At 72.8% G+C, this 23,271-nt stretch carries 30 protein-coding genes; 24 read left to right on the top strand and 6 right to left on the bottom strand.

The genetic code is table 11. The features are described from left to right. Nucleotides 1–18: 18 nt before the first annotated feature. On the bottom strand, nt 19–249 hold the full coding sequence (locus tag CKY47_RS18605) for a hypothetical protein (RefSeq protein ID WP_306747120.1): 231 nt from the start codon (nt 247–249) through the stop codon (nt 19–21). A gap of 64 nt (nt 250–313) precedes the next feature. Here CKY47_RS18605 and hrcA point away from each other — a divergent pair, with 64 nt between their 5' ends. From hrcA to CKY47_RS18530, 15 genes are all read left to right on the top strand, one after another. Further along, nucleotides 314–1,336 (top strand): heat-inducible transcriptional repressor HrcA, encoded by a 1,023-nt coding sequence (hrcA, locus tag CKY47_RS18600; RefSeq protein ID WP_306747119.1) that lies wholly within the window; start codon nt 314–316, stop codon nt 1,334–1,336. Between the two features lie 87 nt (nt 1,337–1,423). After that, nucleotides 1,424–2,578: a molecular chaperone DnaJ gene (gene dnaJ / locus CKY47_RS18595; protein ID WP_306747118.1), complete on the top strand. Its 1,155-nt coding sequence runs from the start codon at nt 1,424–1,426 to the stop codon at nt 2,576–2,578. Then, nucleotides 2,575–3,309 (top strand): 16S rRNA (uracil(1498)-N(3))-methyltransferase, encoded by a 735-nt coding sequence (locus tag CKY47_RS18590; RefSeq protein ID WP_306747116.1) that lies wholly within the window; start codon nt 2,575–2,577, stop codon nt 3,307–3,309. The genes dnaJ and CKY47_RS18590 overlap by 4 nt, the downstream gene beginning before the upstream one ends. Before the next feature lie 275 nt (nt 3,310–3,584). Continuing rightward, nucleotides 3,585–4,247, top strand: coding sequence for an alpha/beta hydrolase family protein (locus CKY47_RS18585; RefSeq protein ID WP_306747115.1), 663 nt, complete (start codon nt 3,585–3,587; stop codon nt 4,245–4,247). Between the two features lie 10 nt (nt 4,248–4,257). Continuing rightward, nucleotides 4,258–4,599, top strand: coding sequence for a histidine triad nucleotide-binding protein (locus tag CKY47_RS18580; RefSeq protein WP_306747114.1), 342 nt, complete (start codon nt 4,258–4,260; stop codon nt 4,597–4,599). A 191-nt stretch (nt 4,600–4,790) separates the two neighbouring features. Beyond that, nucleotides 4,791–5,876: a PhoH family protein gene (locus tag CKY47_RS18575; RefSeq protein ID WP_306747113.1), complete on the top strand. Its 1,086-nt coding sequence runs from the start codon at nt 4,791–4,793 to the stop codon at nt 5,874–5,876. Between the two features lie 4 nt (nt 5,877–5,880). Beyond that, nucleotides 5,881–6,435, top strand: coding sequence for an rRNA maturation RNase YbeY (ybeY, locus tag CKY47_RS18570; RefSeq protein ID WP_306747112.1), 555 nt, complete (start codon nt 5,881–5,883; stop codon nt 6,433–6,435). A 13-nt stretch (nt 6,436–6,448) separates the two neighbouring features. Beyond that, on the top strand, nt 6,449–7,744 hold the full coding sequence (locus CKY47_RS18565) for a hemolysin family protein (RefSeq protein ID WP_306747227.1): 1,296 nt from the start codon (nt 6,449–6,451) through the stop codon (nt 7,742–7,744). Beyond that, entirely contained in the window at nt 7,737–8,069 is a 333-nt protein-coding gene (locus tag CKY47_RS18560; protein ID WP_306747111.1) for a cytidine deaminase-like protein, read from the top strand. Before CKY47_RS18565 ends, CKY47_RS18560 begins: the two co-directional genes overlap by 8 nt. Beyond that, nucleotides 8,069–8,398 carry a (2Fe-2S) ferredoxin domain-containing protein gene (locus CKY47_RS18555; protein ID WP_306747110.1) on the top strand — a complete coding sequence of 110 codons (330 nt, stop codon included), beginning with the start codon at nt 8,069–8,071 and terminating at the stop codon, nt 8,396–8,398. The genes CKY47_RS18560 and CKY47_RS18555 overlap by 1 nt, the downstream gene beginning before the upstream one ends. 93 nt (nt 8,399–8,491) lie before the next feature. After that, nucleotides 8,492–9,388 (top strand): GTPase Era, encoded by an 897-nt coding sequence (era, locus tag CKY47_RS18550; RefSeq protein WP_306747109.1) that lies wholly within the window; start codon nt 8,492–8,494, stop codon nt 9,386–9,388. Beyond that, entirely contained in the window at nt 9,389–10,141 is a 753-nt protein-coding gene (recO, locus tag CKY47_RS18545) for a DNA repair protein RecO (RefSeq protein WP_306747108.1), read from the top strand. Nucleotides 10,142–10,181: 40 nt separating this feature from the next. Then, nucleotides 10,182–11,009 (top strand): isoprenyl transferase, encoded by an 828-nt coding sequence (locus tag CKY47_RS18540; protein WP_306747107.1) that lies wholly within the window; start codon nt 10,182–10,184, stop codon nt 11,007–11,009. Further along, a complete protein-coding gene (locus CKY47_RS18535; protein WP_306747106.1) occupies nt 11,006–11,446 on the top strand; it encodes a YbjN domain-containing protein in 441 nt (146 codons plus the stop codon). Before CKY47_RS18540 ends, CKY47_RS18535 begins: the two co-directional genes overlap by 4 nt. Before the next feature lies 1 nt (nt 11,447). Further along, a complete protein-coding gene (locus CKY47_RS18530; RefSeq protein ID WP_306747105.1) occupies nt 11,448–11,717 on the top strand; it encodes a hypothetical protein in 270 nt (89 codons plus the stop codon). 55 nt (nt 11,718–11,772) lie between these two features. Here CKY47_RS18530 and CKY47_RS18525 read toward each other — a convergent pair whose 3' ends face one another. Beyond that, nucleotides 11,773–12,393, bottom strand: coding sequence for a hypothetical protein (locus tag CKY47_RS18525; RefSeq protein WP_306747104.1), 621 nt, complete (start codon nt 12,391–12,393; stop codon nt 11,773–11,775). 250 nt (nt 12,394–12,643) lie between these two features. Here CKY47_RS18525 and CKY47_RS18520 point away from each other — a divergent pair, with 250 nt between their 5' ends. Genes CKY47_RS18520 through CKY47_RS18510 form a run of 3 tightly spaced genes read left to right on the top strand, consistent with a single transcriptional unit; the run spans nt 12,644 to nt 15,574 of the window. Continuing rightward, on the top strand, nt 12,644–13,741 hold the full coding sequence (locus CKY47_RS18520) for a hypothetical protein (RefSeq protein ID WP_306747103.1): 1,098 nt from the start codon (nt 12,644–12,646) through the stop codon (nt 13,739–13,741). A gap of 37 nt (nt 13,742–13,778) precedes the next feature. Then, nucleotides 13,779–14,798 carry a permease gene (locus tag CKY47_RS18515; protein WP_306747102.1) on the top strand — a complete coding sequence of 340 codons (1,020 nt, stop codon included), beginning with the start codon at nt 13,779–13,781 and terminating at the stop codon, nt 14,796–14,798. Nucleotides 14,799–14,842: 44 nt separating this feature from the next. Continuing rightward, a complete protein-coding gene (locus CKY47_RS18510; protein WP_306747101.1) occupies nt 14,843–15,574 on the top strand; it encodes a TIGR03943 family putative permease subunit in 732 nt (243 codons plus the stop codon). 1 nt (nt 15,575) lies between these two features. Here CKY47_RS18510 and CKY47_RS18505 read toward each other — a convergent pair whose 3' ends face one another. The 3 genes from CKY47_RS18505 to CKY47_RS18495 are packed head-to-tail and all read right to left on the bottom strand — an operon-like array spanning nt 15,576 to nt 16,714. Further along, nucleotides 15,576–16,004: a Fur family transcriptional regulator gene (locus tag CKY47_RS18505; protein ID WP_306747100.1), complete on the bottom strand. Its 429-nt coding sequence runs from the start codon at nt 16,002–16,004 to the stop codon at nt 15,576–15,578. Continuing rightward, a complete protein-coding gene (locus CKY47_RS18500) occupies nt 16,001–16,402 on the bottom strand; it encodes an ArsR/SmtB family transcription factor (RefSeq protein ID WP_306747099.1) in 402 nt (133 codons plus the stop codon). Before CKY47_RS18500 ends, CKY47_RS18505 begins: the two co-directional genes overlap by 4 nt. A gap of 45 nt (nt 16,403–16,447) precedes the next feature. Then, nucleotides 16,448–16,714, bottom strand: coding sequence for a hypothetical protein (locus CKY47_RS18495; RefSeq protein WP_306747098.1), 267 nt, complete (start codon nt 16,712–16,714; stop codon nt 16,448–16,450). A gap of 17 nt (nt 16,715–16,731) precedes the next feature. Here CKY47_RS18495 and CKY47_RS18490 point away from each other — a divergent pair, with 17 nt between their 5' ends. The 3 genes from CKY47_RS18490 to CKY47_RS18480 are packed head-to-tail and all read left to right on the top strand — an operon-like array spanning nt 16,732 to nt 19,230. Beyond that, a complete protein-coding gene (locus tag CKY47_RS18490) occupies nt 16,732–17,112 on the top strand; it encodes an antibiotic biosynthesis monooxygenase family protein (protein WP_306747097.1) in 381 nt (126 codons plus the stop codon). 48 nt (nt 17,113–17,160) lie between these two features. Further along, nucleotides 17,161–18,540 carry a glycine--tRNA ligase gene (locus CKY47_RS18485; RefSeq protein WP_306747096.1) on the top strand — a complete coding sequence of 460 codons (1,380 nt, stop codon included), beginning with the start codon at nt 17,161–17,163 and terminating at the stop codon, nt 18,538–18,540. 48 nt (nt 18,541–18,588) lie between these two features. Next, the gene (locus CKY47_RS18480; RefSeq protein ID WP_306747095.1) at nt 18,589–19,230 is read left to right on the top strand and encodes a class I SAM-dependent methyltransferase; all 642 of its coding nucleotides are present in this window, start codon (nt 18,589–18,591) and stop codon (nt 19,228–19,230) included. 288 nt (nt 19,231–19,518) lie between these two features. Here the strand turns inward: CKY47_RS18480 and CKY47_RS18475 are convergent, their stop codons facing one another. After that, nucleotides 19,519–20,442 (bottom strand): AraC family transcriptional regulator, encoded by a 924-nt coding sequence (locus CKY47_RS18475; protein ID WP_306747094.1) that lies wholly within the window; start codon nt 20,440–20,442, stop codon nt 19,519–19,521. Nucleotides 20,443–20,524: 82 nt separating this feature from the next. Between CKY47_RS18475 and CKY47_RS18470 the strand changes: the two genes are divergently transcribed. From CKY47_RS18470 to CKY47_RS18460, 3 genes are all read left to right on the top strand, one after another. Next, a complete protein-coding gene (locus CKY47_RS18470; RefSeq protein ID WP_306747092.1) occupies nt 20,525–20,953 on the top strand; it encodes an anthrone oxygenase family protein in 429 nt (142 codons plus the stop codon). Nucleotides 20,954–21,125: 172 nt separating this feature from the next. Then, nucleotides 21,126–21,446, top strand: coding sequence for a hypothetical protein (locus CKY47_RS18465; RefSeq protein WP_306747090.1), 321 nt, complete (start codon nt 21,126–21,128; stop codon nt 21,444–21,446). A 299-nt stretch (nt 21,447–21,745) separates the two neighbouring features. Beyond that, nucleotides 21,746–23,212, top strand: a complete 1,467-nt coding sequence (locus CKY47_RS18460) for a SulP family inorganic anion transporter (protein WP_306747089.1) — start codon at nt 21,746–21,748, stop codon at nt 23,210–23,212. Nucleotides 23,213–23,271: the final 59 nt, after the last annotated feature.

Below are 23,271 nucleotides of genomic sequence, written 5' to 3'. Positions count from 1 at the left end.
GCACCGCGACGACCGGCGTCACCGCGATGCCCGCCACCTGCGACAGGCCGGCACGGCCCCGCCGTCGGGCACCGCGTAGTTCACGTGGGGGTTGTCGCTGTGCGCGTCGAAGCGCGCCAGGAAGGGCCCCACGCGCAGCGCGCCGGAGCGGACCGACTCGCGCGGGGCGGCCTGGAGGGCGTCGAGCAGGGGGCGTCGAGCACACCCGACGCCGGCGATGTGACCGAACCCGGACCAACGGTTTTCCACCCGCCGCCGCAACCTCCGTAAACTCGGGGGGAAGCAGTCCAGGTCGTCCCGGAGGTGACGTGCGGTGAACGCCGATGAGCGCCGGTTCGAAGTGCTGCGCGCGATCGTCGCCGACTACGTGTCGAACCAGGAGCCGGTCGGCTCGAAAGCCCTGGTCGAGCGCCACAACCTGAGCGTGTCCAGCGCCACCGTGCGCAACGACATGGCCCAGTTGGAGGAGGACGGCTACATCACCCAGCCGCACACCAGCGCCGGCCGCGTGCCCACCGACAAGGGCTACCGGCTGTTCGTGGACCGCCTCAGCGAGGTCAAGCCGCTGTCCTCGCCCGAGCGCAAGGCCATCCAGAACTTCCTCGAAGGCGCCTACGACCTCGACGACGTGCTGCGCCGCAGCGTCCGCCTGCTCGCCCAGCTGACCCGCCAGGTCGCGGTCGTGCAGTACCCGGTGCTCAGCCGGGCGACCGTCCGCCACATCGAGGTGCTGGCCATCACGCCCGCCCGCCTCATGCTGGTGCTCATCACCGACACCGGCCGCGTCGACCAGCGCTCGGTCGACCTCGGCGACGTCATCAGCGAGGACAACGTCGCCCGGGTGCGCACCATGCTCAACGCCGCGATGGTCGGCAAGCGCCTCTCCGACGCCTCCGCCGAGGTCGCCCAGCTGCCCGAGGAGGCGCCCGCCGAGCTGCGCGACGTCGTGCTGCGGGTCGGCACCGTGCTCATCGAGTCGCTGGTGGAGCACCCCGAGGAGCGCCTGGTGCTGGGTGGCACCGCGAACCTCACCCGCAACGTGGCAGACTTCCCCGGTTCGCTGCGCCAGGTGCTGGAGGCGCTGGAGGAACAGGTCGTGGTGCTCAAGCTGCTGGCCGCGGCCCGCGACCCCGGCACCATCCTGGTGCACATCGGCGAGGAGAACGAGGCGGCGGAGATGCGCAGCACCTCCGTCGTGTCCATCGGCTACGGCAGCCGGGACAACCTGCTCGGGGGGATGGGCGTGGTCGGACCGACCCGCATGGACTACCCCGGCACGATGGCGGCCGTGCGCGCGGTCGCCACCTACGTGGGGGAGATCTTGACCGGGCGGTGACGGCGGGGGAGGAACACCGCGGTCCCGCAGGACGTTTGGCAGGCGAGCGCGCGCGTGCGCACGACGCCGCTCGCAGGAGGAAACACGGTGGCGAGGGACTACTACGGCACGCTCGGGGTCTCCAAGAACGCGACACCCGAGGAGATCAAGCGCGCCTACCGCAAGCTCGCGCGGCAGCTCCACCCGGACGTGAACCCCAACGAGGAAGCGCGCTTCAAGGAGGTGACCGCCGCCTACGAGGTCCTGTCGGACCCGAAGAAGCGGCAGGTCGTCGACCTGGGCGGCGACCCGCTGGAGCCGGGCGGCGGCGGCCGGGGCGGCGGCGACCCGTTCGCGGGTTTCGGCGGTCTCGGCGACATCATGGACGCGTTCTTCGGCGCGGGCGGCGGCGCGGGCGGGCGGGGGCCGCGCAGCCGCGTGCAGCCCGGCTCCGACGCGCTCATCCGGCTGTCGATGACGCTGGAGGAGTGCGCGGCGGGCGCCTCGCGGGAGCTGACCGTCGACACGGCCATCCTGTGCGACCTGTGCGTGGGCAGCGGCTGCGCCGAGGGCACGTCCCCGACGCGCTGCGACACCTGCGGCGGGCGCGGCGAGGTGCAGTCGGTGCAGCGGTCCTTCCTGGGCCAGGTCGTCACCGCGCGGCCCTGCCCGGTGTGCCGCGGCCTCGGCGAGGTCATCCCCGACCCGTGCCGCCAGTGCGCCGGCGAGGGCCGCGTGCGGTCCCGGCGCACCATCTCCGTGCAGATCCCGGCCGGCGTGGCCGAGGGCATGCGGGTGCGGCTCGCGGGCCAGGGCGAGGTCGGCCCCGGCGGCGGCCCCGCCGGCGACCTGTACGTCGAGGTCGAGGAGGTGCCGCACGAGGTCTTCGAGCGCGACGGCGCCCACCTGCACTGCTCGGTGCACATCCCCATGACGACCGCCGCGCTCGGCGCCGTCCTGCCGCTGGCCACGCTGGACGGCGAGGAGGAGTTGGAGATCGAACCCGGCACCCAGCCGAACACCGTGCTGGTGCTCACCGGGCGCGGCATGCCCCGGCTGCGCTCCAGCGGGCGCGTCGACGGCCGCGGCGACCTCCACGTCCACCTGGAGGTCGTGGTGCCCACCAAGCTCGACGCCCGCCAGACCGAGCTGCTGCGGGAGCTCGCCGTCGTCCGCGGCGAGGACGAGCCGACGCTCGCCCACAACGGCAAGGGCGGCGGCGGGCTGTTCTCGCGGCTGCGCTCCGGCCGCGGCCACCGGTGACGCTGCCCGTCTTCCTCGTCCCCGCACTGCCCACCGGCGGCACGGCGGTCCTCGACGGCCCCGAGGGCCGGCACGCGGCCACCGTCCGCCGGTTGCGGGCGGGCGAGGAGCTGGTCCTGTCCGACGGCTCGGGCGACCAGGCGCGGTGCGTGGTCGAGGAGGCGGTGAAGGACGCGCTGCGGCTGCGCGTCGTCGAGCGCTGGACCGTGCCCGAGCCGTCCGTGCGGGTGGTCGTGGCGCAGGCCCTGGTGAAGGGCGACCGCGGCGAGCTGGCCGTGGAGCTGGCCACCGAGGCGGGCGTGGACGGCGTCGTGCCCTGGCGGGCCTCGCGCTGCGTGACCAAGTGGGAGGACGGGCCGCGTGGCGCGAAGGCACTCGAGCGGTGGCGCAGCACCGCCCGCGAGGCGGCCAAGCAGGCCCGGCGCGCCCGCGTGCCGTCCGTCGCCGACCCCGTCACCACCTCCCGGCTCGCTTCCCTGGTGTCCTCGTCGACCGTCGCATTGGTTTTGCACGAATCTTCTTCGCAGCCGCTCGGAACGGTTCCGCTGCCCACTTCCGGGGACGTCCTGCTCGTCGTCGGACCGGAAGGCGGGATCACCGACGAGGAATTGTCGGCGTTGACCGCGGCCGGTGCGCACGTAGTGCGACTGGGCCCTGCCGTTCTGCGAGCGTCGACCGCCGCGGCGGTCGCTCTGGGTGCGCTGGGTGTGCTGACCGATCGCTGGCGGTGACGGTCCCCGTTCCCTTCTGGCAAACGCCAGACGCAGGGGTTACGCTCATGGCCGGAGGGGTTGGCCGGGTCACCGGGACCGGTCCCTCGGAGCAGGCTCGCCGGACACCTCCCCCCTCGGTCCGGCGCCGCCGCGTCGCGGTGGGACGACCCCCAGGTCCCACCGCGACGCGGCCCTTTTTTGTGCGGAGGGTTTCGCGTGCGCATCGACTACGGACCCCACCCCAGCCAGTTCGGGGAGTTTCCACGCCGGGTGGTGAATCCTTTCCCGTCATCGTGGTAATCCATGGCGGTTTTTGGCATCAACGTTATGGTCTCGAACTCGGTCGCCCCCTCGCCGACGACCTCGTCGCGCACGGCGTCGCCGCGTTCAACGTCGAATACCGGCGCGTCGACGGCGGCGGCGGGTGGCCCGAGACGGGGGACGACGTGCTCGCCGCCCTCTCCGCGCTGCCCGACGGCCCCGGCCCCGTCGTGACGCTCGGTCACTCGGCCGGCGGCCACCTCGCCGTCTGGGCCGCCGCGCGGCACCCCCGCGTGACCGCCGCCGTCTCCCAGGCCGGCGTCCTCGACCTGCTCTCCCACCCGGCCGTCACCCGCCGCGCCGCCGAACTGCTCGGCGGCACCCCCGACGAGGTGCCCGACCGCTACGCCGACGCCTCGCCCACCGCCCTGCTGCCCATCGGCAAACCGGTGGTCCTCGTGCACGGCGACGCCGACGAGGACGTGCCGTTCGAGCAGAGCGCCGCGTTCGCCCGCGCCTCCGGGGCCGAACTGGTCGCCCTCCCCGGCGTCGGCCACATGGACGTCATCACCGTCGGCACCCCCGCCTGGGAGGCGTGCCGCGACGCCGCGCTGCGCCTGGCGGGTGCGCGCCCGCCGGGTCCGCGTCCGACGGCCCCGCGTCCGACGGCCCCGGGGACCCCCGGTGGTGGGTAGCGTGCGTCCCATGTCCGACTGCCTGTTCTGCCGCATCGTCGCCCGGGAGATCCCGGCCACCGTGGTCCACGAGACCGACACCACGCTGGCGTTCCGCGACATCGCCCCGCAGGCGCCCACGCACGTCGTGCTGGTGCCCAAGACCCACGCGCCCGACGCCGTCGCCCTGGCCGCCGCCGCGCCCGGCGTCCTCGACGACCTGTTCCTCGCCGCCGGGGAGGTCGCCAAGGCCGAGGGCGTCGCCGACACCGGTTACCGCACCCTGTTCAACACCGGCTCCGACGCAGGTCAGACGGTCTTCCACGCCCACCTCCACGTGCTCGGCGGGCGCCGGCTGGGCCCTCTCGCCTGAGCCCCCCGGCCGGGGCCCCTCGCCGAGGGGCCTTGCCGGGGCGACACCGGCACGAGCGCACCCGCCGTACCCACCGGTTTCCGCCGGCCTTACTCCGGTGCGGACTGTCGGTGCCGGCGGCTAGCATCGACGGGGCAGGTCAAGTCCACCCGAGCACCGCGCGAACGCGCAGGAAGAGGGCCCGAGGCCACGTGGCCGGTACCGCTGACAACACGCCGCAGGCAAGCCGGGACGCGGCCACCGCCCAGGACGCGCAGTCCAAGTTCTCCGTGCCCGACGGCGCGGTGCTGGCCCTGCTCGGATCGCGCGACGAGAACCTCCGGCTCGCCGAAGAACTCCTCGACGCCGACGTGCACGTGCGCGGCAACGAGATCACCCTGTCCGGGCAACCCGCCGACGTGGCGTTCGCCGAACGGGTGTTCTCCGAGCTCGTCACCCTCGCCAGCCGCGGCCAGCAGGTCGGACCCGACACGGTCCGCCGCACCGTCGCCATGCTGTCCGCGGGCACCAGCGAGTCGCCCGCCGAGGTCCTGAGCCTGGACATCATCTCCCGGCGGGGCCGCACGATCCGGCCGAAGACGCTGAACCAGAAGCACTACGTGGACGCGATCGACCAGAACACGATCGTGTTCGGCATCGGTCCCGCGGGCACCGGCAAGACCTACCTGGCGATGGCGAAGGCCGTGCAGGCCCTCCAGGCCAAGCAGGTCAACCGCATCATCCTGACCCGCCCGGCGGTCGAGGCGGGCGAACGCCTCGGCTACCTGCCCGGCACCCTGAACGAGAAGATCGACCCCTACCTGCGCCCGCTGTACGACGCGCTGCACGACATGGTCGACCCCGAGTCCATCCCCCGCCTCACCCAGGCGGGCACGATCGAGGTCGCCCCGCTGGCCTACATGCGCGGCCGCAGCCTGAACGACGCGTTCATCATCCTCGACGAGGCGCAGAACACGACGCCCGAGCAGATGAAGATGTTCCTCACCCGGTTGGGCTTCGGCTCGAAGATCGTGGTGACCGGCGACGTCACGCAGGTCGACCTGCCCGGTGGGCAGCGCAGCGGCCTGAAGGTGGTCAGGGAGATCCTCGAAGGCGTCGACGACGTCCACTTCTCCGTCCTGACCAGCAACGACGTGGTCCGTCACCAGTTGGTGGCGGACATCGTGGACGCCTACGACAAGTGGCAGGTCGAGCAGGAGGAACGCGAAGCCGGGGAGGGTCACCAGCACCACGCCGGACCCGGTGCGAGGTCCCGTGGGCAGCGCCGGGGACGATAGGCCCGTGAGCATCGAGATCGCGAACGAGTCGGGCGTCGGCGTGGACGAGCCGTCCATCGTCGCCGCCGCCCGGTTCGCCCTGGACCGGATGGGCGTCAGCCCGTTGGCCGAGCTGTCCGTCCTGCTCGTCGAGCTGGACGTGATGGCGGACCTGCACCAGCGCTGGATGGACCTGCCCGGTCCGACGGACGTCATGGCGTTCCCGATGGACGAGCTGGACTCGGCCCGGCGGCCGGACGCGGCCGGGTTGGGGCCGGCGCTGCTGGGTGACATCGTGCTGTGCCCGGACTTCGCCAAGGACCAGGCGAAGAAGGCGGGGCACGGCCTGCTGGACGAGCTGCACCTGCTGACCGTGCACGGCGTGCTGCACCTGCTCGGCTACGACCACGCCGAACCCGCGGAGGAGCGGGAGATGTTCACGTTGCAGAACCGCATCCTGGGCGACTTCCGCGCCTCGGTGGCGGAGGCGGAGCGCAAGTCGGCGCAGCGCGAGGCGGACTCGAAGCTGCTCGGGGCGGTGGGCCTGGAGGACGCGGACCGGCCCGAGCCGACAGCCTGAGGCGGCCGACGTGGTGGCGGGTAACACCGGTCTGCTCGTGCTGGCCGTGCTGCTGGTGCTCGCGGCGGGCGCGTTCGCGGGCGCGGACGCGGCGCTGGGCACGGTGTCGCGGGCGCGCGTCGAGGCGTTGCAGCGGCAGGGGCGCAGCGGCACCCGGCAGTTGATCGCGCTGCTGGCCGACCGGCCGCGGCACGTGAACCTGCTGCTGCTGCTGCGGCTGGGCTGCGAGCTGGCGGCGACCGTGCTGGTGACGGTGGTGTGCTTCCGGCTGATCGCGACCGGGTGGGTGGCCATGCTGGTCGCGGGCCTGAGCATGCTGGTCGTGTCGTACGTGCTGGTGGGCGTGGGTCCGCGCACGATCGGCAGGCAGCACCCGTACGCGGTGAGCCTGGTGGCGGCGGGGCCGATCCGGGTGCTCGGCCGCGTGCTGGGCCCGTTGAGCAGGTTGCTGATCCTGGTCGGCAACGCGATCACCCCGGGCAAGGGGTTCCGCGAGGGCCCGTTCTCGTCCGAGGTGGAGCTGCGCGAGCTGGTCGACATGGCGCAGGAGCGCGGCGTGGTCGACGAGGGCGAGCGGGAGATGATCCACTCGGTCTTCGAGCTGGGCGACACGATCGCGCGCGAGGTGATGGTGCCGCGCACGGAGATCGTGTGGATCGAGTCGACGAAGTCGATCCGGCAGGCGTTGGCGCTGTCGCTGCGGACCGGGTACACGCGGGTGCCGGTGATCGGGGAGAGCGTCGACGACATCGTCGGCGTGGTGAACCTGAAGGACCTGGTGCGGCTGACGCTGGCCGAGGAGCCGAACGGCGTGTCGGTGGCGGACGTGATGAAGCCGGCGTCGTTCATCCCGGACTCGAAGCCGATCGCGGACCTGCTGCGGGAGATGCAGCTGTCCCGCAACCACCTGGCGGTGGTGGTGGACGAGTACGGCGGCACGGCGGGCCTGCTGACGATCGAGGACATCCTGGAGGAGATCGTCGGCGAGATCACCGACGAGTCCGACACGGAGGACCGGCCGCCGGTGGAGCACCTGGCCGACGGGTCGGTGCGGGTGAGCGCGCGGCTGCCGGTCGACGACCTGGACGCGGTGTTCGGCACGCAGCTGGACGACCACGAGGTGGAGACCGTGGGCGGTCTGCTGGCGCAGCGGCTGGGCCGCGTGCCGCTGCCGGGCACGGAGGCGGAGATCGCGGGCCTGCGGATGCGGGCCGAGGGCGGCAAGGACGAACGCGGGCGGGTGCGCATCACGACGGTGCTGGTCCGCCCGGCGCCCAGGGACGACGACGAGGGGGAACCCGGTGAGTGAGCTCGACCCCGAGGACCTGAAGATCATCACGCTGGCCCGGTCGGCGCGGGCGCGCACCGGTGCGGCGGAGGGCGCGGCGGTCCGGGACACCGACGGCCGGACCTATGCGGCGACCACGGTCGCGCTGCCGTCGCTGCGGCTGACCGCGTTGCAGGCGGCGGTCGCGGCGGCCGTGTCCAGCGGCGCGGAGGGCCTGGAGGCGGCGGCGGTCGTGACGGCGGCCGAGGCGGTGGACGAGGCGTCGGTGTCGGCGGTGCGCGACCTGACGGCGGGCGCCCGGGTGCTGCGGGCGGACGGGTCGGGCGCGCTCCGGGAGACCGTGTAGTGCGTGACTACGTCACGGTGTGCCGCGGGTGCTGCTGCGGCACGGTGAAGAAGCACCCGGACTACGACCACGAGGAGCAGGTGCGCCGGTTGACGGCGCTCGCGGCGGCGTCGGGCGACCGGCTGCGGGTGCGCACGGCGGACTGCCTGGACGCGTGCGAGCACTCGAACGTGGTCGTGGTGAAGCCGCGCGGGCACAAGCCGGTGTGGCTGGGGTTCGTGCTCCAGGACGCGACGATGGACGACCTGGAGCGCTGGCTGACCGAGGGCGGCCCGATGCCGGCGACGCTGGAGCTGAACCGGATCGAGCCGCCCGCCCAGCGCGCCTAGAGCAGGACGCCGGTGAGCGGTGGGGCGACGAGCGGAGGGCGGCGGGGAGAGGGCCGGCCGGGCGCGTCCGGCGGGCACGGGGACAATGGGGGGATGGATGGTTACCGCTCCGGGTTCGCGTGCTTCGTCGGCCGCCCCAACGCAGGCAAGTCGACGTTGACCAACGCTCTGGTCGGGACCAAGGTCGCGATCACCTCCAGCAAGCCGCAGACCACCCGGCACACCATCCGGGGCATCGTGCACCGCGAGGACGGCCAGCTGGTCCTCGTCGACACCCCCGGCCTGCACCGCCCGCGCACCCTGCTCGGCCAGCGCCTCAACGACCTGGTCCGCGAGACCTGGTCGGAGGTGGACGTGGTCGGGTTCTGCGTGCCCGCCGACCAGAAGGTCGGCCCCGGCGACAAGTTCATCGCGGCCGAGCTGGAGAAGATCGCCAAGCGCACACCCGTGATCGGCATCGTCACCAAGACGGACCTGGTGGGCCAGCAGCAGGTCGCCGAGCAGCTGCTCGCGCTCCAGAGGGTGATGGACTTCGCCGACTTCATCCCGGTGTCCGCCGTGGACGGCTACCAGGTGGACGCGCTGGCCGACCTGCTGGTCGGCAAGATGCCGGAGGGCCCGGCGCTGTACCCGGACGGCGAGCTGACCGACGAGCCGGAGCAGACGCTGGTCGCCGAGCTGATCCGCGAGGCCGCCCTGGAGGGCGTGCGGGACGAGCTGCCGCACTCGATCGCCGTCGTGGTGGAGGAGATGCTGCCCCGCGAGGGGCGCGACGACCTGGTGGACATTCACGCGAACGTGTTCGTGGAGCGCCCCAGCCAGAAGGCGATCATCCTCGGCCACCGGGGCGAGCGGCTCAAGCAGGTGGGCATCACCTCGCGCCGCCAGATCGAGAAGCTGCTGGGCACGCGCGTGTACCTGGACCTGCACATCAAGATCGCCAAGGACTGGCAGCGCGACCCGAAGCAGCTGCGCCGACTGGGGTTCTAGGTGGCGAACCTCTACCGGGACACCGGTGTGGTGCTCAGGGTGCAGAAGCTCGGCGAGGCCGACCGCATCATCACCCTGCTCACCCAGAAGCACGGCAAGGTGCGCGCGGTCGCCAAGGGCGTGCGGCGCACCTCGTCCCGCTTCGGCGCGCGGCTGGAGCCGTTCGGGCACGTCGACGTGCAGTTCTACCCGGGCCGGTCGCTGGACGTGGTGACCCAGGTGCAGACCCTGGACGCGTTCGGCGTGGACCTGGTGGACGACTACCAGCGGTACACGGCGGCGTGCGCGGTGCTGGAGACCGCCGACCGCCTCACCGCCGAGGAGGGCGAGCCCGTCCTGCGGCTGTACCTGCTGGTCACGGGCGCGCTGCGGGCGTTGGCGGCGAAGGAGCGCGACCCGTCGCTGGTGCTCGACGCGTTCCTGATGCGGGCGATGGCGTTCGCCGGGTGGGCACCCGCCGTGGACGAGTGCGCGCGCTGCGGCGACCCCGGTCCGCACCGGGCGTTCAACGTGCACGCCGGCGGCCTGGTGTGCCCCCGGTGCAAGCCGCCGGGCAGCGCCCAGCCGTCCGCGGACACGCTGAGCCTGCTCAGCGCGCTGCTGCACGGGCGGTGGGACGCGGTGGACGCCATCCCGACGACCGCCCGCCGCGACGCGAGCGGCCTGGTCGCCGCGCACCTCCAGTGGCACCTGGAACGGCAGCTGCGCTCGTTGCCCTTGGTCGAGCGCAAGGCCCAACCCGCCGACGGTTAGGCTCGCCCGGCTCCACCCGCGCACCCCCGGAAGGACAGCCATGCTTCGCCGACGGCGGGCCGAGCGCGTCGCGCGCGCTCACCGACCCCCGGAACCGCACCCCACCGGCGCCACGCCGCCGAAGATCCCGGCCGAGTTCGTGCCGCGGCACATCGCGATCGTGATGGACGGCAACGGCCGGTGGGCGAACCAGCGCGGCCTGTCCCGCATCGAGGGGCACAAGCGCGGCGAGGCCGTGGTGGTCGAGGCGGCCAAGGGCGCCATCGAGATGGGCGTGAAGTGGCTGTCGCTGTACGCGTTCTCCACGGAGAACTGGCGGCGCAGCCCCGAGGAGGTGCGCTTCCTCATGGGCTTCAGCCGCGACGTGATCCACCACCGCACGGACGAGCTGGACGAGCTGGGCGTGCGGGTGCGCTGGGCGGGTCGCCGGCCCAGGCTGTGGCGCAGCGTCATCAAGGAGCTGGAGGTCGCCGAGGAGCGCACGAAGGACAACGACGTGCTGAACCTCGCGATGTGCATCAACTACGGCGGGCGCGCCGAGGTGGGCGACGCGGCGCGGGAGATCGCGCGGCTGGCCGCCGCCGGGAAGATCAACCCGGAGAAGGTCGACGAGCGCACCGTCGCGAAGTACCTGTACCAGCCGGACATGCCGGACGTGGACCTGTTCATCCGCCCGTCGGGCGAGCAGCGCACGTCGAACTTCATGCTGTGGCAGTCCGCGTACGCGGAGCTGGTGTTCCAGGACATCCTGTGGCCGGACTTCGACCGCCTGGACCTGTGGCGCGCCTGCGAGGCGTACGCCATGCGAGACCGGCGCTTCGGCGGCGCCGTGGACAAGCCCGACGCGGAGCCCGAGGAGGGCGAGTGACCGAGCAGGACGCCGACCAGGACGCCAAGGTGACCGCGGAGCTGCTGACCGCGGCGCGCGAGGCGCTGGAGCTGTTCCACGAGGTGCACGTCGACGACGACGGGGCGCTGAGCTTCCGGCACGGCGAGGTGCCGTGCGCGGTGCAGGCGATGCGGCTGGCCGACGGCCTGACCGTGCTCAGCCTGACCTGCGTGGTGGCGTGGGACCTGCCCGCCGACCCGAACCTGTCCGTGTCGGCCGCCGAACGCGCGGGCCAGGGCCTGTTCGGCACGCTCGGCGTGGTCTACACCGAACGCGGCATGGACGTGACGCTGCGCTACGCGTTCCCCGCCGAGGGCCTCAAGCCCGAGCCGCTCAGCACCCTGCTGATGCTGGTCGTGTCCACCGCCTCGCAGCTGCGCAACGAGCTGCTGGCCGGAGCCGGGGACGGTGCCTGACGTGGCCGGTGTGATCGTGTACGAGCCCGACGACGAGAGCGACGTCGAGGGCCTGCCGTGGGCCGTCACGTTCGAGGCGTCGGCGGGTGACGAGTGGGCGTCGTTCGTGTGCGGCCCGTACGAGCGCGACGAGGCCGTGCGGCTGGCGGAGGACGTCGTCGCCGCGGGTCAGGGCGTGACCGCCGTCGTGGAGCCGCTGCTGCCGGTCACCGAGGCGGCCGACGTGCTGGCGACGATCGCCGAGCTGCGCGAGGAAGCGGACGGGGAGTAGGCCGGCGGATCGGCGCGCAGCAGTCGGCACCGGGGGCCGCCGCGTCGGGGGCGGGTCAGCATCGGCATCGGCCGTCGGCTCCGATCGCCATGTCGCAGCCGTCGCAGAAGCGCGCGGTCGTCGATTCGAGGTGTTGCGCGATGACGGCCGGCGGCCGGCGCCGCGATGACCGGCGGCCGGCCTTCTTCCGCCGGGGCACCTCGCACCGCGGGTCCGCGGATCGGACCTCGCCCGAGCGCACCTTGGCGGATCGGGGCTCCTCGACCTCGATCTCCGCGGGCCGCGGTGGCTGCGTCCGCTGGGACACTTCGTCGCGGATCCGCTGGATCACCTTCGTGGTCGCACCGCTGTGCCCGGCCTCCCGCAGCGCACGCTGGCATTCCCGGTTGCTTCTTTCGGGGTTGCGCGTCAACCACATCCGCGCCGCCACGTGCCACGGGCCGTCCTGGTCCGCCGGGGGCAGGGAACCGGTGACTCGCGCGGGCAGCGGTGCCCGCTGTGACCCGCCCCTGCTCTTGGGCTCCCGCCTGGGCCAGGGATCGCCGGGCAGGTGGGGGTCGAGTGCCTCGTCGTCATCGCTGTAGCCCGGTCCCTGTTCGTACCGATGCGCGTCATTCAGGTGCCGGTCGTCGATCGTGCCCATCCCCACCGCCCTCACGTCGATGTCCTGTGTCATCGGGAGGAAGCGGGTGAGCGCTACCTCGGGCGCCGTCCATCACCCCTTCGGACGAGCGCGCCGGCCATTCACGAGCCGCCGTCTCCAACGGCAGGCATCCGGTCCTCCGCGTTCGGGACTGCTCCATCCGTGAGAACCGGCATGACCCGCCGGGGCGCGCCTGCTGACGCAGTCCACCCGACATACCGCGAATCATGATCGACCGGACTGAGGCTGAACCAGATGCGGAGACCAGCCCGCACTCGAAGAAATGCGAAAGAACCTCGATTACGCTCGTGACCTGGTACGCGGCGGGCGCTATCTGGAACGTCTCGAGGTGGGGGCGTTCGACGTCGCCGATCTCTACCGCGCGGCTTGGGTACAGGCTGTTTCAACACTGGACCACTGGATCCACCGCGAGCTGTACGACCGGGCTTTCGCCTTCGCGTTGAACTCCTCGGACGATCGGCCCGCGAAGTTCCTCGGCATACCGGTCTCCGTGGGACTCGTCGAGGCGATGCTGCGTGACGAGGCGGTGCGGGAAGACGTCTTCAAGTCACATTTGAGGTCCCGCTTCGGCCACCAGTCCTTCCAGCAGCCCGACAAGATCAAGGATGCGCTTTCGTACATCAGTGACGTGGCGCTGTGGCCGGAGGTCGCCAAGCGGTTGCACCAGACGCCGAAGGAGGTGACGGGACAACTCGTCGACATGGCGAAGCGACGGAACAAGATCGCGCACGAGACCGATCAGGACCACGCGACCGGCAAGCGCACGCCGATCACCGATGGCGACGTGACCCGCGTCATCGACTGGCTCCAACGGCTTGCCGAGGCGATCTTCAAGGCCATCGGCCCGCCGCCCGCAGTGGCGGACACGGAGTCCGTCAACGGGGTGCGGACCAAGAACAAGTGGTCGCGGCAGGACATCGACACCGCCGCCGAAGCGCTCCGGGGCACCCCCGCGGGAACGGCGGTCGCGGCGTTGCTCGCTCACGCCGATGCCAACAACGCGCAGCTGAAGGGGGGTTCGAGTCCGTACCCCTCCGCCGGTGTGCACTACGTGCTGGGCGGCCACCGGCGTTCTCTGTGGCAGCTCTACCTCTCGGCGGAGCGGCCGGTCGTCGCCATCAGCCTCAACCCGATCGCATCGCGGGACCAGGAGTTGGCCTACCGCATGCTCGAAGTGCTGCGCGGTGAGCCGACTCTGGACGCGGCCCTGCTGTACCCGGACGATGTGCTGGTGAGGAAGCACCCGGACTTCGAGTTGCACAAGCTGGGGGAGTCGCCCCGAGCGCTGGAGACGTTGCTGGCAGCCTTCGACCTGGCCCTCGCCCCTCCGAAGACCGTGCTGGGCGACGTGAACCGATGATGTGGTGACCACCGACCGGCGACGTGGCTCTGGCATCATGTCGAAAGTGACAATCACTGGCGAAATCCGAGGGTCGCGCCCGCGGTCCGGGCCGCCGCGGTGGAGGATCACGTCGCTGGAAGTGCTGTGCGGGGTGCTCGTGCTCGCGCTGCTGCTCCAGGACTGGCTGGTCGGGGTGCTGGACGTGCCGGTGCTGCGCACCGCGTCCACGGTCTTCGTCGCCGTGTGCGTGCAGGCCCTGCCGTTCCTCGTCCTCGGCGTGCTGATCAGCGGCGCCATCGCGGCGTTCGTCCCGGCGAGCGCCCTGCGCCGGGCGCTGCCGCGCCGCACCGCGCTGGCCGTGCCGGTGGCCGGGGTCGCGGGGGTCGCGCTGCCGGGCTGCGAGTGCGCGTCCGTGCCCGTCGCGCGCCGGTTGATGCAGCAGGGCGTGGCGCCGGCGGTGGCGTTGTCGTTCCTGCTCGCCGCGCCCGCGGTGAACCCGATCGTGCTGGTGTCCACGGCCGTGGCGTTCCGGGACGCGCCGATGATGGTCCCGGCGCGGTTCGCCGGGTCGCTGCTCACGGCGATGGTCATGGGGTGGCTGTGGACGCGGTTCGGCAAGGCCGACTGGATCGCCGAGCGGGCCCTGCGCCGGCTGCCCGACCACGACGGCCGCAACCGCTGGCTGGTGTTCGCCGAGACCGCGCGGCACGACCTGGTCGACGCGGGCGGGTTCCTCGTGCTCGGCGGCGTGTTCGCGGCGGCGTTCAACGTGCTGGTGCCCGCCTCGTGGCTGGAGACCCTCGGCGGTCAGCTGGTGCTGGCGGTGCTGGTGATGGCGGTGCTGGCGGTGGTGCTGGCGCTGTGCAGCGAGGCCGACGCGTTCGTCGCGGTCTCCATGTCGGCGCTGCCGCTGCTGCCGCGCCTGGTGTTCCTGGTGGTCGGCCCGGCGGTCGACGTCAAGCTCATCGCGCTCCAGTCGGGCGCGTTCGGCAAGGCCTTCGCGGCGCGCTTCGCCCCGGCCACGTTCGTGGTGGCGATCGCGTCCGCCCTGGCGGCCGGAGCGGTGTTCCTGTGAGGGGTGCGGCCCGTGAGGCGTGTGACCCGTGAGGGGCGAGAGCCATGAGGCGTGAGACGCAGAACATCCTGCTGGTGCTGCTCGGCGGCGCCCTGCTCAAGCTGGCGTTCAGCGGCACCTACCTGCGCTACGTGAAGGAGTCGCTGCAACCCTGGCTCGTCGTCACCGGCGCGGTCATGGTCGTGCTGGCGCTCGTCGCGATCGTCCGCGACGTCCGGGCCGGGCAGCGGCAGGAGGAGGAGCAGGGGCACGAGCCGGCCCACGACGACCACGAGCACGGGTCGTCGCGCAGCCCCTGGATGCTGCTGCTGCCGGTGCTCGCGGTGTTCCTGATCAGCCCGCCGGCGCTCGGCGCGGACGTGGTCAACCGGTCCGACCGCAACACCGTCCAGGAGGGGCAGGCGTCGAGCGGGTTCGCGCCGCTGCCCCCGGACGAGGTGGTGCCGCTGACCATCGGCGAGTTCGTCACCCGCACCGCGTGGGACGACTCGGGCTCCCTCGACGACCGCACGGTGCGGCTCACCGGGTTCGTGGTGCGCAAGGACGGCGACGTGTTCGTGGCGCGCCTGACCATCTCCTGCTGCGCCGCCGACGCCTCACCGGTGAAGGCGAAGCTGGTCGGCCGGGACTTCGCGGCGCTGGCCGACGACCAGTGGGTCGAGGTCACCGGGCGCGTCGTGCCGGGCTCGGCGACCAAGGAGACGAAGTGGGTGCCGACGTTCAGCGTCTCGCAGGTCGTGCCGGTGCCGCAGCCGGAGGACACCTACGAGGGCTGAGCTAGGACGACGCCTTGTCGCAGCACTCCCGGCACGTGCCGAAGATCTCCACGGTGTGGCTGACCTCGACGAACCCGTTCTCGGCGGCGACGCGGTCGGCCCACTTCTCCACCGCGGGGCCCTCGACCTCGACCGTGCGGCCGCACCCCCGGCACACCAGGTGGTGGTGGTGATGGGCGGAGCAGCGGCGGTAGATGGCCTCGCCGGTGTCGGTGCGCAGCACGTCGACCTCGCCGGCGTCGGCCAGCGACTGGAGGGTGCGGTAGACGGTGGTCAGGCCGATGCCCTCGCCGCGCTTGCGCAGTTCCTCGTGCAGCTCCTGGGCTGAGCGGAACTCGCCGAGCGAGTCGAGCAGCTTGGACACCGCGGTCCGCTGCTTCGTCGAACGCAACCCGGGTACCGCGGTGGTCGGGCGCTCGCTAGTGGTCACATCTCCTCCGTCCGGGTGGTCCGGTCGGCCTCGTTGATACCACGCGGACCCTCGTCGACGTGGGTCACCGCGTCGACCACGATGTGCGCGAGGTGCTCGTCGACGAGCCGGTAGACGACCTCACGGCCGTGCCGCTCGCCGTGCACCACGCCCGCGGCCTTGAGCACGCGCAGGTGCTGGCTGATCAGCGGCTGCGCCACCCCCAGCGCCTCGACCAGCTCGTGCACGCACCGGTCCGCCTCGCGCAGCTGGAGCACGATGGCGATCCGCACCGGCGCGGCGAGCGCCCTGAGCAGCTCGCCCGCGGCGGACAGGGTGCGCGCCGGTTTGGGCGGCGCGGGCTCGGGCACGACGCGCTCAGCCGAGTGGACGTGCTCGCCCCTGACCCCGACCGTCACGTCGCCTCCACGGTGGTATGGATTTTCAGCACCAATACTACGGCGCTAGAGCACCGAAACGGCGATCAGCACCAGCACGGCCAGCACGAGCACCCGCAGGACGCGCCCGGAGGGCGCCAGCAGCGGCCACGTCACGGCCAGCAGCACCGCCACGCCGGCCGCCAGCACGCCCAGCAGCGCGGCCCCCACCACGCCCCGGAGCCACACGCCCAGCCCGAACAGCACGAGGACCAGCAGGAACGCCGCCGGCGCGGGCACCCGCGCGAGGGGTCCGGCGCCGGGGATCAGGGTCCGCTTGGAGTCACCAGCCACCGTGGCATCCTTGCACCGTGCTGCTCGTGTGCCGCTTCACCGTCCCCGAAGCCTCCGTCGCGGACTTCACCGGGCGGGTCGACCGCGCGCTGTCGCTGCTCACCGCCCAGCCCGGCTGCCGGCGGGCGCAGCTGTCCCGGTCCACCGACGAGGCCGACCGCTTCGTGCTGACCGTCGAGTTCGACTCGGTGGTCGCCTACCGGCGGGCGATGTCGCCGTTCGAGGTGCGGGAGCACGTCGTGCCGCTGCTGTCGGAGGCCAACGCCGACGAACCGGCTGCCTACGAACCGCTGCTGGTCGCCTCGGGCGGCGAGGTGCGGCGCGAGGTGAGCCTGGTCGCGCAGGACGCGTTCACCGTGCGGCTGGGTGAGGCGGGCGGCCCGGCGACCCCGCGCTAGGCGGTACTACCCTGGCGTCCCCGTTCAGCGTCTCCCGATGGAGAGTCCGTGGCAGCCGATCGCATCGAGACCGTCGTCAGCCTCTGCAAGCGCCGGGGGTTCGTCTACCCGTGTGGCGAGATCTACGGGGGCACGCGGTCGGCTTGGGACTACGGCCCGCTGGGCGTGGAGCTGAAGGACAACGTCAAGCGGCAGTGGTGGAACCAGGTCGTCCGGGGCCGCGAGGACGTCGTGGGCCTGGACTCGTCGGTGATCCTGCCGCGCGAGGTGTGGGTGGCGTCGGGGCACGTCGAGGCGTTCGCCGACCCGCTGGTCGAGTGCACCGCGTGCCACCGGCGGTTCCGGCAGGACACCCTGGTCGAGGAGCACGCCGAGCGCACCGGGGAGCCCGCGGCCGACCTGTCCGGCGTGCCGTGCCCGCACTGCGGGGTCGTGGGCCGCTACACCGACCCGAGGATGTTCAACGGCCTGCTCAAGACCCACCTCGGCCCGGTCGAGACCGACGAGGGCCTGCGGTACCTGCGCCCGGAGACCGCGCAGGGCATCTTCACGAACTTCCTCAACGTGCAGACCACGTCGCGCCGCAAGCCGCCGTTCGGCATCGGCCAGATCGGCAAGAGCTTCCGCAACGAGATCACGCCGGGCAACTTCATCTTCCGCACCCGCGAGTTCGAGCAGATGGAGCTGGAGTTCTTCGTCGAGCCGGGCACCGACGAGGAGTGGCACCGGTACTGGATCGACGAGCGCACCCGCTGGTACACCGACCTGGGCATCTCGAAGGAGAACCTGCGGCACCACGAGCACCCGCGGGAGAAGCTGTCGCACTACTCGAAGCGGACCGTCGACATCGAGTACCGCTTCGGGTTCGGCGGCCAGGAGTGGGGCGAGCTGGAGGGCATCGCCAACCGCGCCGACTACGACCTGACCACGCACTCGAACCACTCGGGCGTGGACCTGTCGTACTTCGACCAGGCGACCAACTCCCGCTACCGCCCGTTCGTCATCGAGCCGGCGGCGGGCGTGGGCCGGCCGATGATGGCGTTCCTGCTGGACGCCTACGGCGAGGACGAGGCGCCCAACGCCAAGGGCGGCGTGGACAAGCGCGTCGTGCTGCGCCTGGACCGCAGGCTCGCGCCGGTGAAGGCCGCCGTGCTGCCGCTGTCGCGCAACGCCGACCTGTCGCCCAAGGCCCGGGACCTGGCCGACGCCCTGCGCCGGAACTGGAACATCGAGTTCGACGACGCGGGCGCCATCGGCCGCCGCTACCGGCGGCAGGACGAGATCGGCACCCCGTTCTGCGTGACGGTCGACTTCGACTCGCTGACCGACCACGCGGTCACCGTGCGGGAGCGGGACACGATGTCGCAGGAACGGGTGTCGATGGACCAGCTGGAGGGCTACCTGGCGGCCCGGCTGGTCGGCGCCTGACCCGTTCCCGCGACCGTCGGGCATCCACGACCACCGGAATCCGCGACCATGACGTCACCTGACTGGGTGGACGACACCCGCGCCTCCTACGACACCGTCGCGGACGGCTACGCCGACCTGCTGCGCGATGCCCTCGCCGACGCGCCGCACCAGCGCGCCGCGCTGGCCGCGTTCGCCGACCTGGTGCGCGCGGCGGGTGGCGGACCGGTCGCGGACGTGGGCTGCGGACCGGGCCGGCTCACCGCCCACCTGCACGGCCTGGGCCTGGACGCCTTCGGGGTCGACCTGTCGCCCGCGATGGTCGCCGTGGCCCGGCGCGACCACCCCCGGCTGCGGTTCGACGTCGGCTCGATGACCGACCTCGACCTGCCCGACGGCTCGGTGGCGGGCCTGCTCGCCTGGTTCTCGCTCATCCACGTGCCGGACGACGAGGTCCCGGGCGTGCTGGCGCACTTCCGGCGGGTGCTGCGCCCCGGCGGTCCGCTGCTGCTCGGCTTCTACGTCGGCGACAGGACGTACCTCAAGACCGAGGGCTACGGCGGGCACCCCATGCGCGTCCACGTCCACCACCGCCCGCCCGAGCGGGTGGAGGTGTGGCTGCGCGACGCGGGCTTCGAGGTGGAGGTGCGGACCCTGCTCGACCCGGACCGGGAGTTCCCCGGGGCGATCCTCTTCGCGCGCCGCGCCTGAGCGGGCGACAGACCGGGACCAGGCGTGCCGGCTCGGCGGCCACGTCGACGTCGAGCAGCCGCAGCTCGCGCTCCGCCGCCTCGCGGACCACGTCGGCGAACAGCGGTTCGCACCGGGGCGGCAGCACCCACACCTCGACGCTGCTGTCGAGCCCGCGCGGCTCCTCCGGCCGCCACGGGCCGCAGGACGGCCGGGGTCGGGCACCAGGCGACGGGCGGCGTCCACGGCACCGTGGTCGGCGACCATCCACTGGAAGACCTTCGCGTCGTGGCCGAGGCGCGCCGGTCGCTACCGGGCCCGGTGCTCGGAGGGGCTGACGCCGCGTTCCCGCTTGAACGCCGTCGACAGCGCGAACGCCGTGCTGTAGCCGACCTGTCGGGCGACGGACGCCACGGTCGCGGACGGCTCGCGCAGCAGGTCGGCGGCCAGCGACAGGCGCCAGTCGGTCAGGTAGGCCATCGGCGGCTCGCCGACCAGCTCGGTGAACCGCCGCGCCAGGGCGGCCCGGGACGCGCCGACCGCGTCGGCCAGCGAACCGACCGTCCACGGGTGCGCGGGGTCGGCGTGCAGCAGGTGCAGCGCCCGCCCCACGACGGGATCGGCGTGCGCCGAGTACCAGGCGGGCGGGTTGGCCTCGGGGCGGCAGAACCAGGCCCGCAGCACGGAGATGAGCAGCAGGTCCAGCAGGCGGTCCAGGACGGCCTCCTGACCGGGCAGGTCGCGGGTGACCTCCTCGGCCAGCAGCGGCACGACGGGCAGGTCGGAGCGCGGCACCACCAGCCACTGGGGCAGCGCCGACAGCAGCCGCCGGCTCACCTCGCCGTCGACCTGGTAGGTGCCGCTGAGCAGCACGACCGGCCCGTCCGGGGCCGACCCCCACGTGCGCACGCCCCGGCACCACTGGTCGCACAGCTCGACGCCGTCGGGCGTGGTGCTGGTCTCGCCGGGGTGCACGACGGCCTGCACGGGGGTGGCGGGGTCGTCGGCCAGCCCGTACGCCTCGGGGCCGCGCAGCACGGCGACGTCCCCGGTGCGCAGCCGCACGGGCGGCGCGCCGTCGGGCATCAGCCAGCCGTCCCCGCGCACCACGGCCACCACCGACAGCGGGGCGCGGTCCTGGACGCGCAGCGACCACGGCGGCTCCAGGACGGTGCGCAGCAGGAACGCGCCGCGCGCCCGCGGACCGTCCAGCAAACCGGCGAGTGCGTCCACGGGACCAGCCTAGAGACGAACGCGCATGCGTTCGGGCGCTTCGACCATGGAAGCGGGCCTCCCCGCCCGGTTCACTGGGGCGGTGTTCCCCACGGTGACGGTGATCGCGGCCCTGTGCTGCGGGATGATGGCGGGCGTCTTCTTCGCGTTCTCCGCGATGGTGGTGCCGGGGTTGCGCCGGCTCGCGCCCGAGGAGGGCGCCGCCGCGATGCGGTCGATCAACACCGCGCTGCTCAACCCGGCGTTCCTCGGCCTGTTCCTCGCCACCGCGGCGGTGTCCGCCCTCGCCGCGTTCGAGGGCGACCCGTGGGCGTGGGCGGGCGCGGCGCTGTACCTGCTCGGCGGGCTCGGGCTCACCGCGGCGTTCCACGTCCCGCGCAACGGCGAGCTGGAGCGCCGGCCCGGGTACTGGGCGACCTACCTGCGCCAGTGGGTGCCCGCCAACCACGTGCGCGCCGTCGCGTCGCTCGCCGCGAGTGCTTCGTTCGCGCTGGCCGCACTCCACCGGTGACCACTCTGGGTAATGCTTCACCGGTTTGATGGGATTTATCGCGAACGATCGAGTGAACATTTCCCGAAGTGGGCAAAAGCGGCTCATCATTAACCGTCACGTCACCCCGTTTTGTGACACTTGATGCAGACGCAGCTCATCAGGGGGTGTCATGGCGCGTGCCGTTGTCGCGGTGATCGCATTGGCGCTCGTCGCCGTCCTCAGCCCATCACCGTTGGATCACGCCCGCGTGGCGCGGGTCGTGCCCGCGACGCACGCGGCGGTCGGCGCGGCGGAGGAGGAACCGCCGCGCGAGGGTCGCGGCACCCCCGAGCACCGTTCCTGGTCGGCCGGGTATTCACCGGCCAGGAACGTGAAACCGGCTTCGCGCCCGCTCGCCGGCCCGCCGCGCCGGTGGGTGCGCACGAGCACTCCCGCGTTCCTCTGCCGGGGGCGGACCGACCACCTCCGCGAATGGTGCACGCCATCCGCGTTGCAGGTGTTCCGGCACTGACGGACGCCCCACCGCCGCCGTCAACGCACCGTCCGACCGCCGACGGGCGGGAAAGCACGTGGGATTCCCGCAGTCGGGTCGGCGCGCCCGCGCATTCGCGAGGAGGTCCCGGAAACGGGCCGTCGCCTCGCCCGCGGGCAGTCGCCGACCACGTGTCCACCCCCGCGCGGACTCACGCACCGTGATCACCTCGCGGGTGCGCGGCCGGTCCCGCGACATCGAGTCCGGTGAGGTCCTCGCCCACCGGACCGACCTCATCCAGCCGCTCCAGCGGCTGCCCGAGCTTCCGGAGTCGTCGAGTGAGCACGTACATCGCACCTTCGTCCGCCCCACCGGGGCGGGCGGCATCGTTCTGGCCCGACGTGGGCGCGTCCCTCGTGGTGTTCCTGGTGGCGCTCCCGCTCTGCGTGGGCATCGCCGTCGCCTCGGGCGTGCCCGCGGAACTGGGCGTCATCACCGGAGTGGTCGGCGGTCTCGTCGTCGGCCTGCTGCCCGGCAGCACCATGCAGGTCAGCGGTCCCGCCGCCGGGCTCACCGTGCTGGTGGCCGACGCGGTCGCCGACCACGGACTCGGCGCGCTCGGCCTCATCGTCCTGGGCGCCGGCCTGCTCCAGGTCGCCATGGGCCTGCTGCGCCTGGGCCGCTGGTTCCGCGCCATCTCGCCCGCCGTCGTGCAGGGCATGCTGGCGGGCATCGGCCTCGTGCTGGTCCTCGGCCAGCTCTACCCGTTCGCCGGGCAGGCCCAGCCCGCGACCACCGACGAGAAGTTCGCCGGCCTGGCCGGCCTGGCCGCGTCCGCGTCCACCACCGCCGCGGGGCTGAGCGGCGTGGCGGTCGGCGTGCTGACCCTGTCCGTGGCGGCGCTGTGGAAGCGGACGCCGCTGCGCGCCGTGCCCGGCATGCTCGTCGCCGTCGTCGTGGCCAGCGCCGTGGCCCTGCTGCTGCCGCTGCCGCGCATCTCGGTCGGCCCGCTGACCGAGGTCGTGACCCTGGTCGACCTCGGCCTGTTCGACGTGGGCGTGCTGGGCGCGATGCTGACGTTCGCCCTCGTGGCGTCCGCCGAGAGCCTGTTCAGCGCCGCCGCCGTCGACCGCATGCACAGCGGCCCGCGCACCCGGTACGACACCGAGCTGGTCGCGCAAGGCGTCGGCAACACCGTGTGCGGCGTCCTCGGCGCGCTGCCGATGACGGCGGTGATCGTGCGCAGCGCGACCAACGTCGACGCGGGCGCCCGCACCCGACTGTCCCGCGTGCTGCACGGCGCCTGGCTGCTGCTGTTCGTCGTGCTGCTGCCCGGCGTGCTGTCCTACGTGCCGCTCGCCGTGCTGGCGGCGCTGCTCGTGCAGGCCGGGTGGAAGCTGCTCGACCCGTCCGGCGTGCGGGCGCTGTTCCGCACCGACCGCGCCGAGGCGGGCGTGCTCGTCCTCACCGCGACCACGATCGTGTTGACCGACCTGCTCACCGGCACCGTCGTCGGCCTGCTCGCGGCCGTGGTGAAGACCGCGTGGGACGTCTCCAGGCTCACCATCGCGGTCACCGCGCACGGGGAGGACCACCACCACGTGGCGGTGCGCGGCAACGCGACGTTCCTGCGCCTGCCGAGGCTGCTGGAAACCCTGGAGGCCCTCCCGCACGACAGCCGCGTGCGCGTGGACCTCAGCCGCGTCCGCCACCTCGACCAGGCGTGCGGCCAGGCCATCGAGCAGTGGGCGGAGCAGCGCGAGGGGGTGGAGCTGATCCACCCGGCGGCGGACCGCGTCAACTGAGGAAGGCGGCGCTCGCGAAGGACGTCGTGTCCGTGTGCGGTGGCGACCTCCTCGGAGGT

It is taken from the genome of Saccharothrix longispora, assembly GCF_030852425.1.
GTDB classification, from domain to species: Bacteria; Actinomycetota; Actinomycetes; order Mycobacteriales; family Pseudonocardiaceae; genus Actinosynnema; species Actinosynnema longispora.
This window is presented reverse-complemented; position numbering and strand designations above follow the sequence as displayed.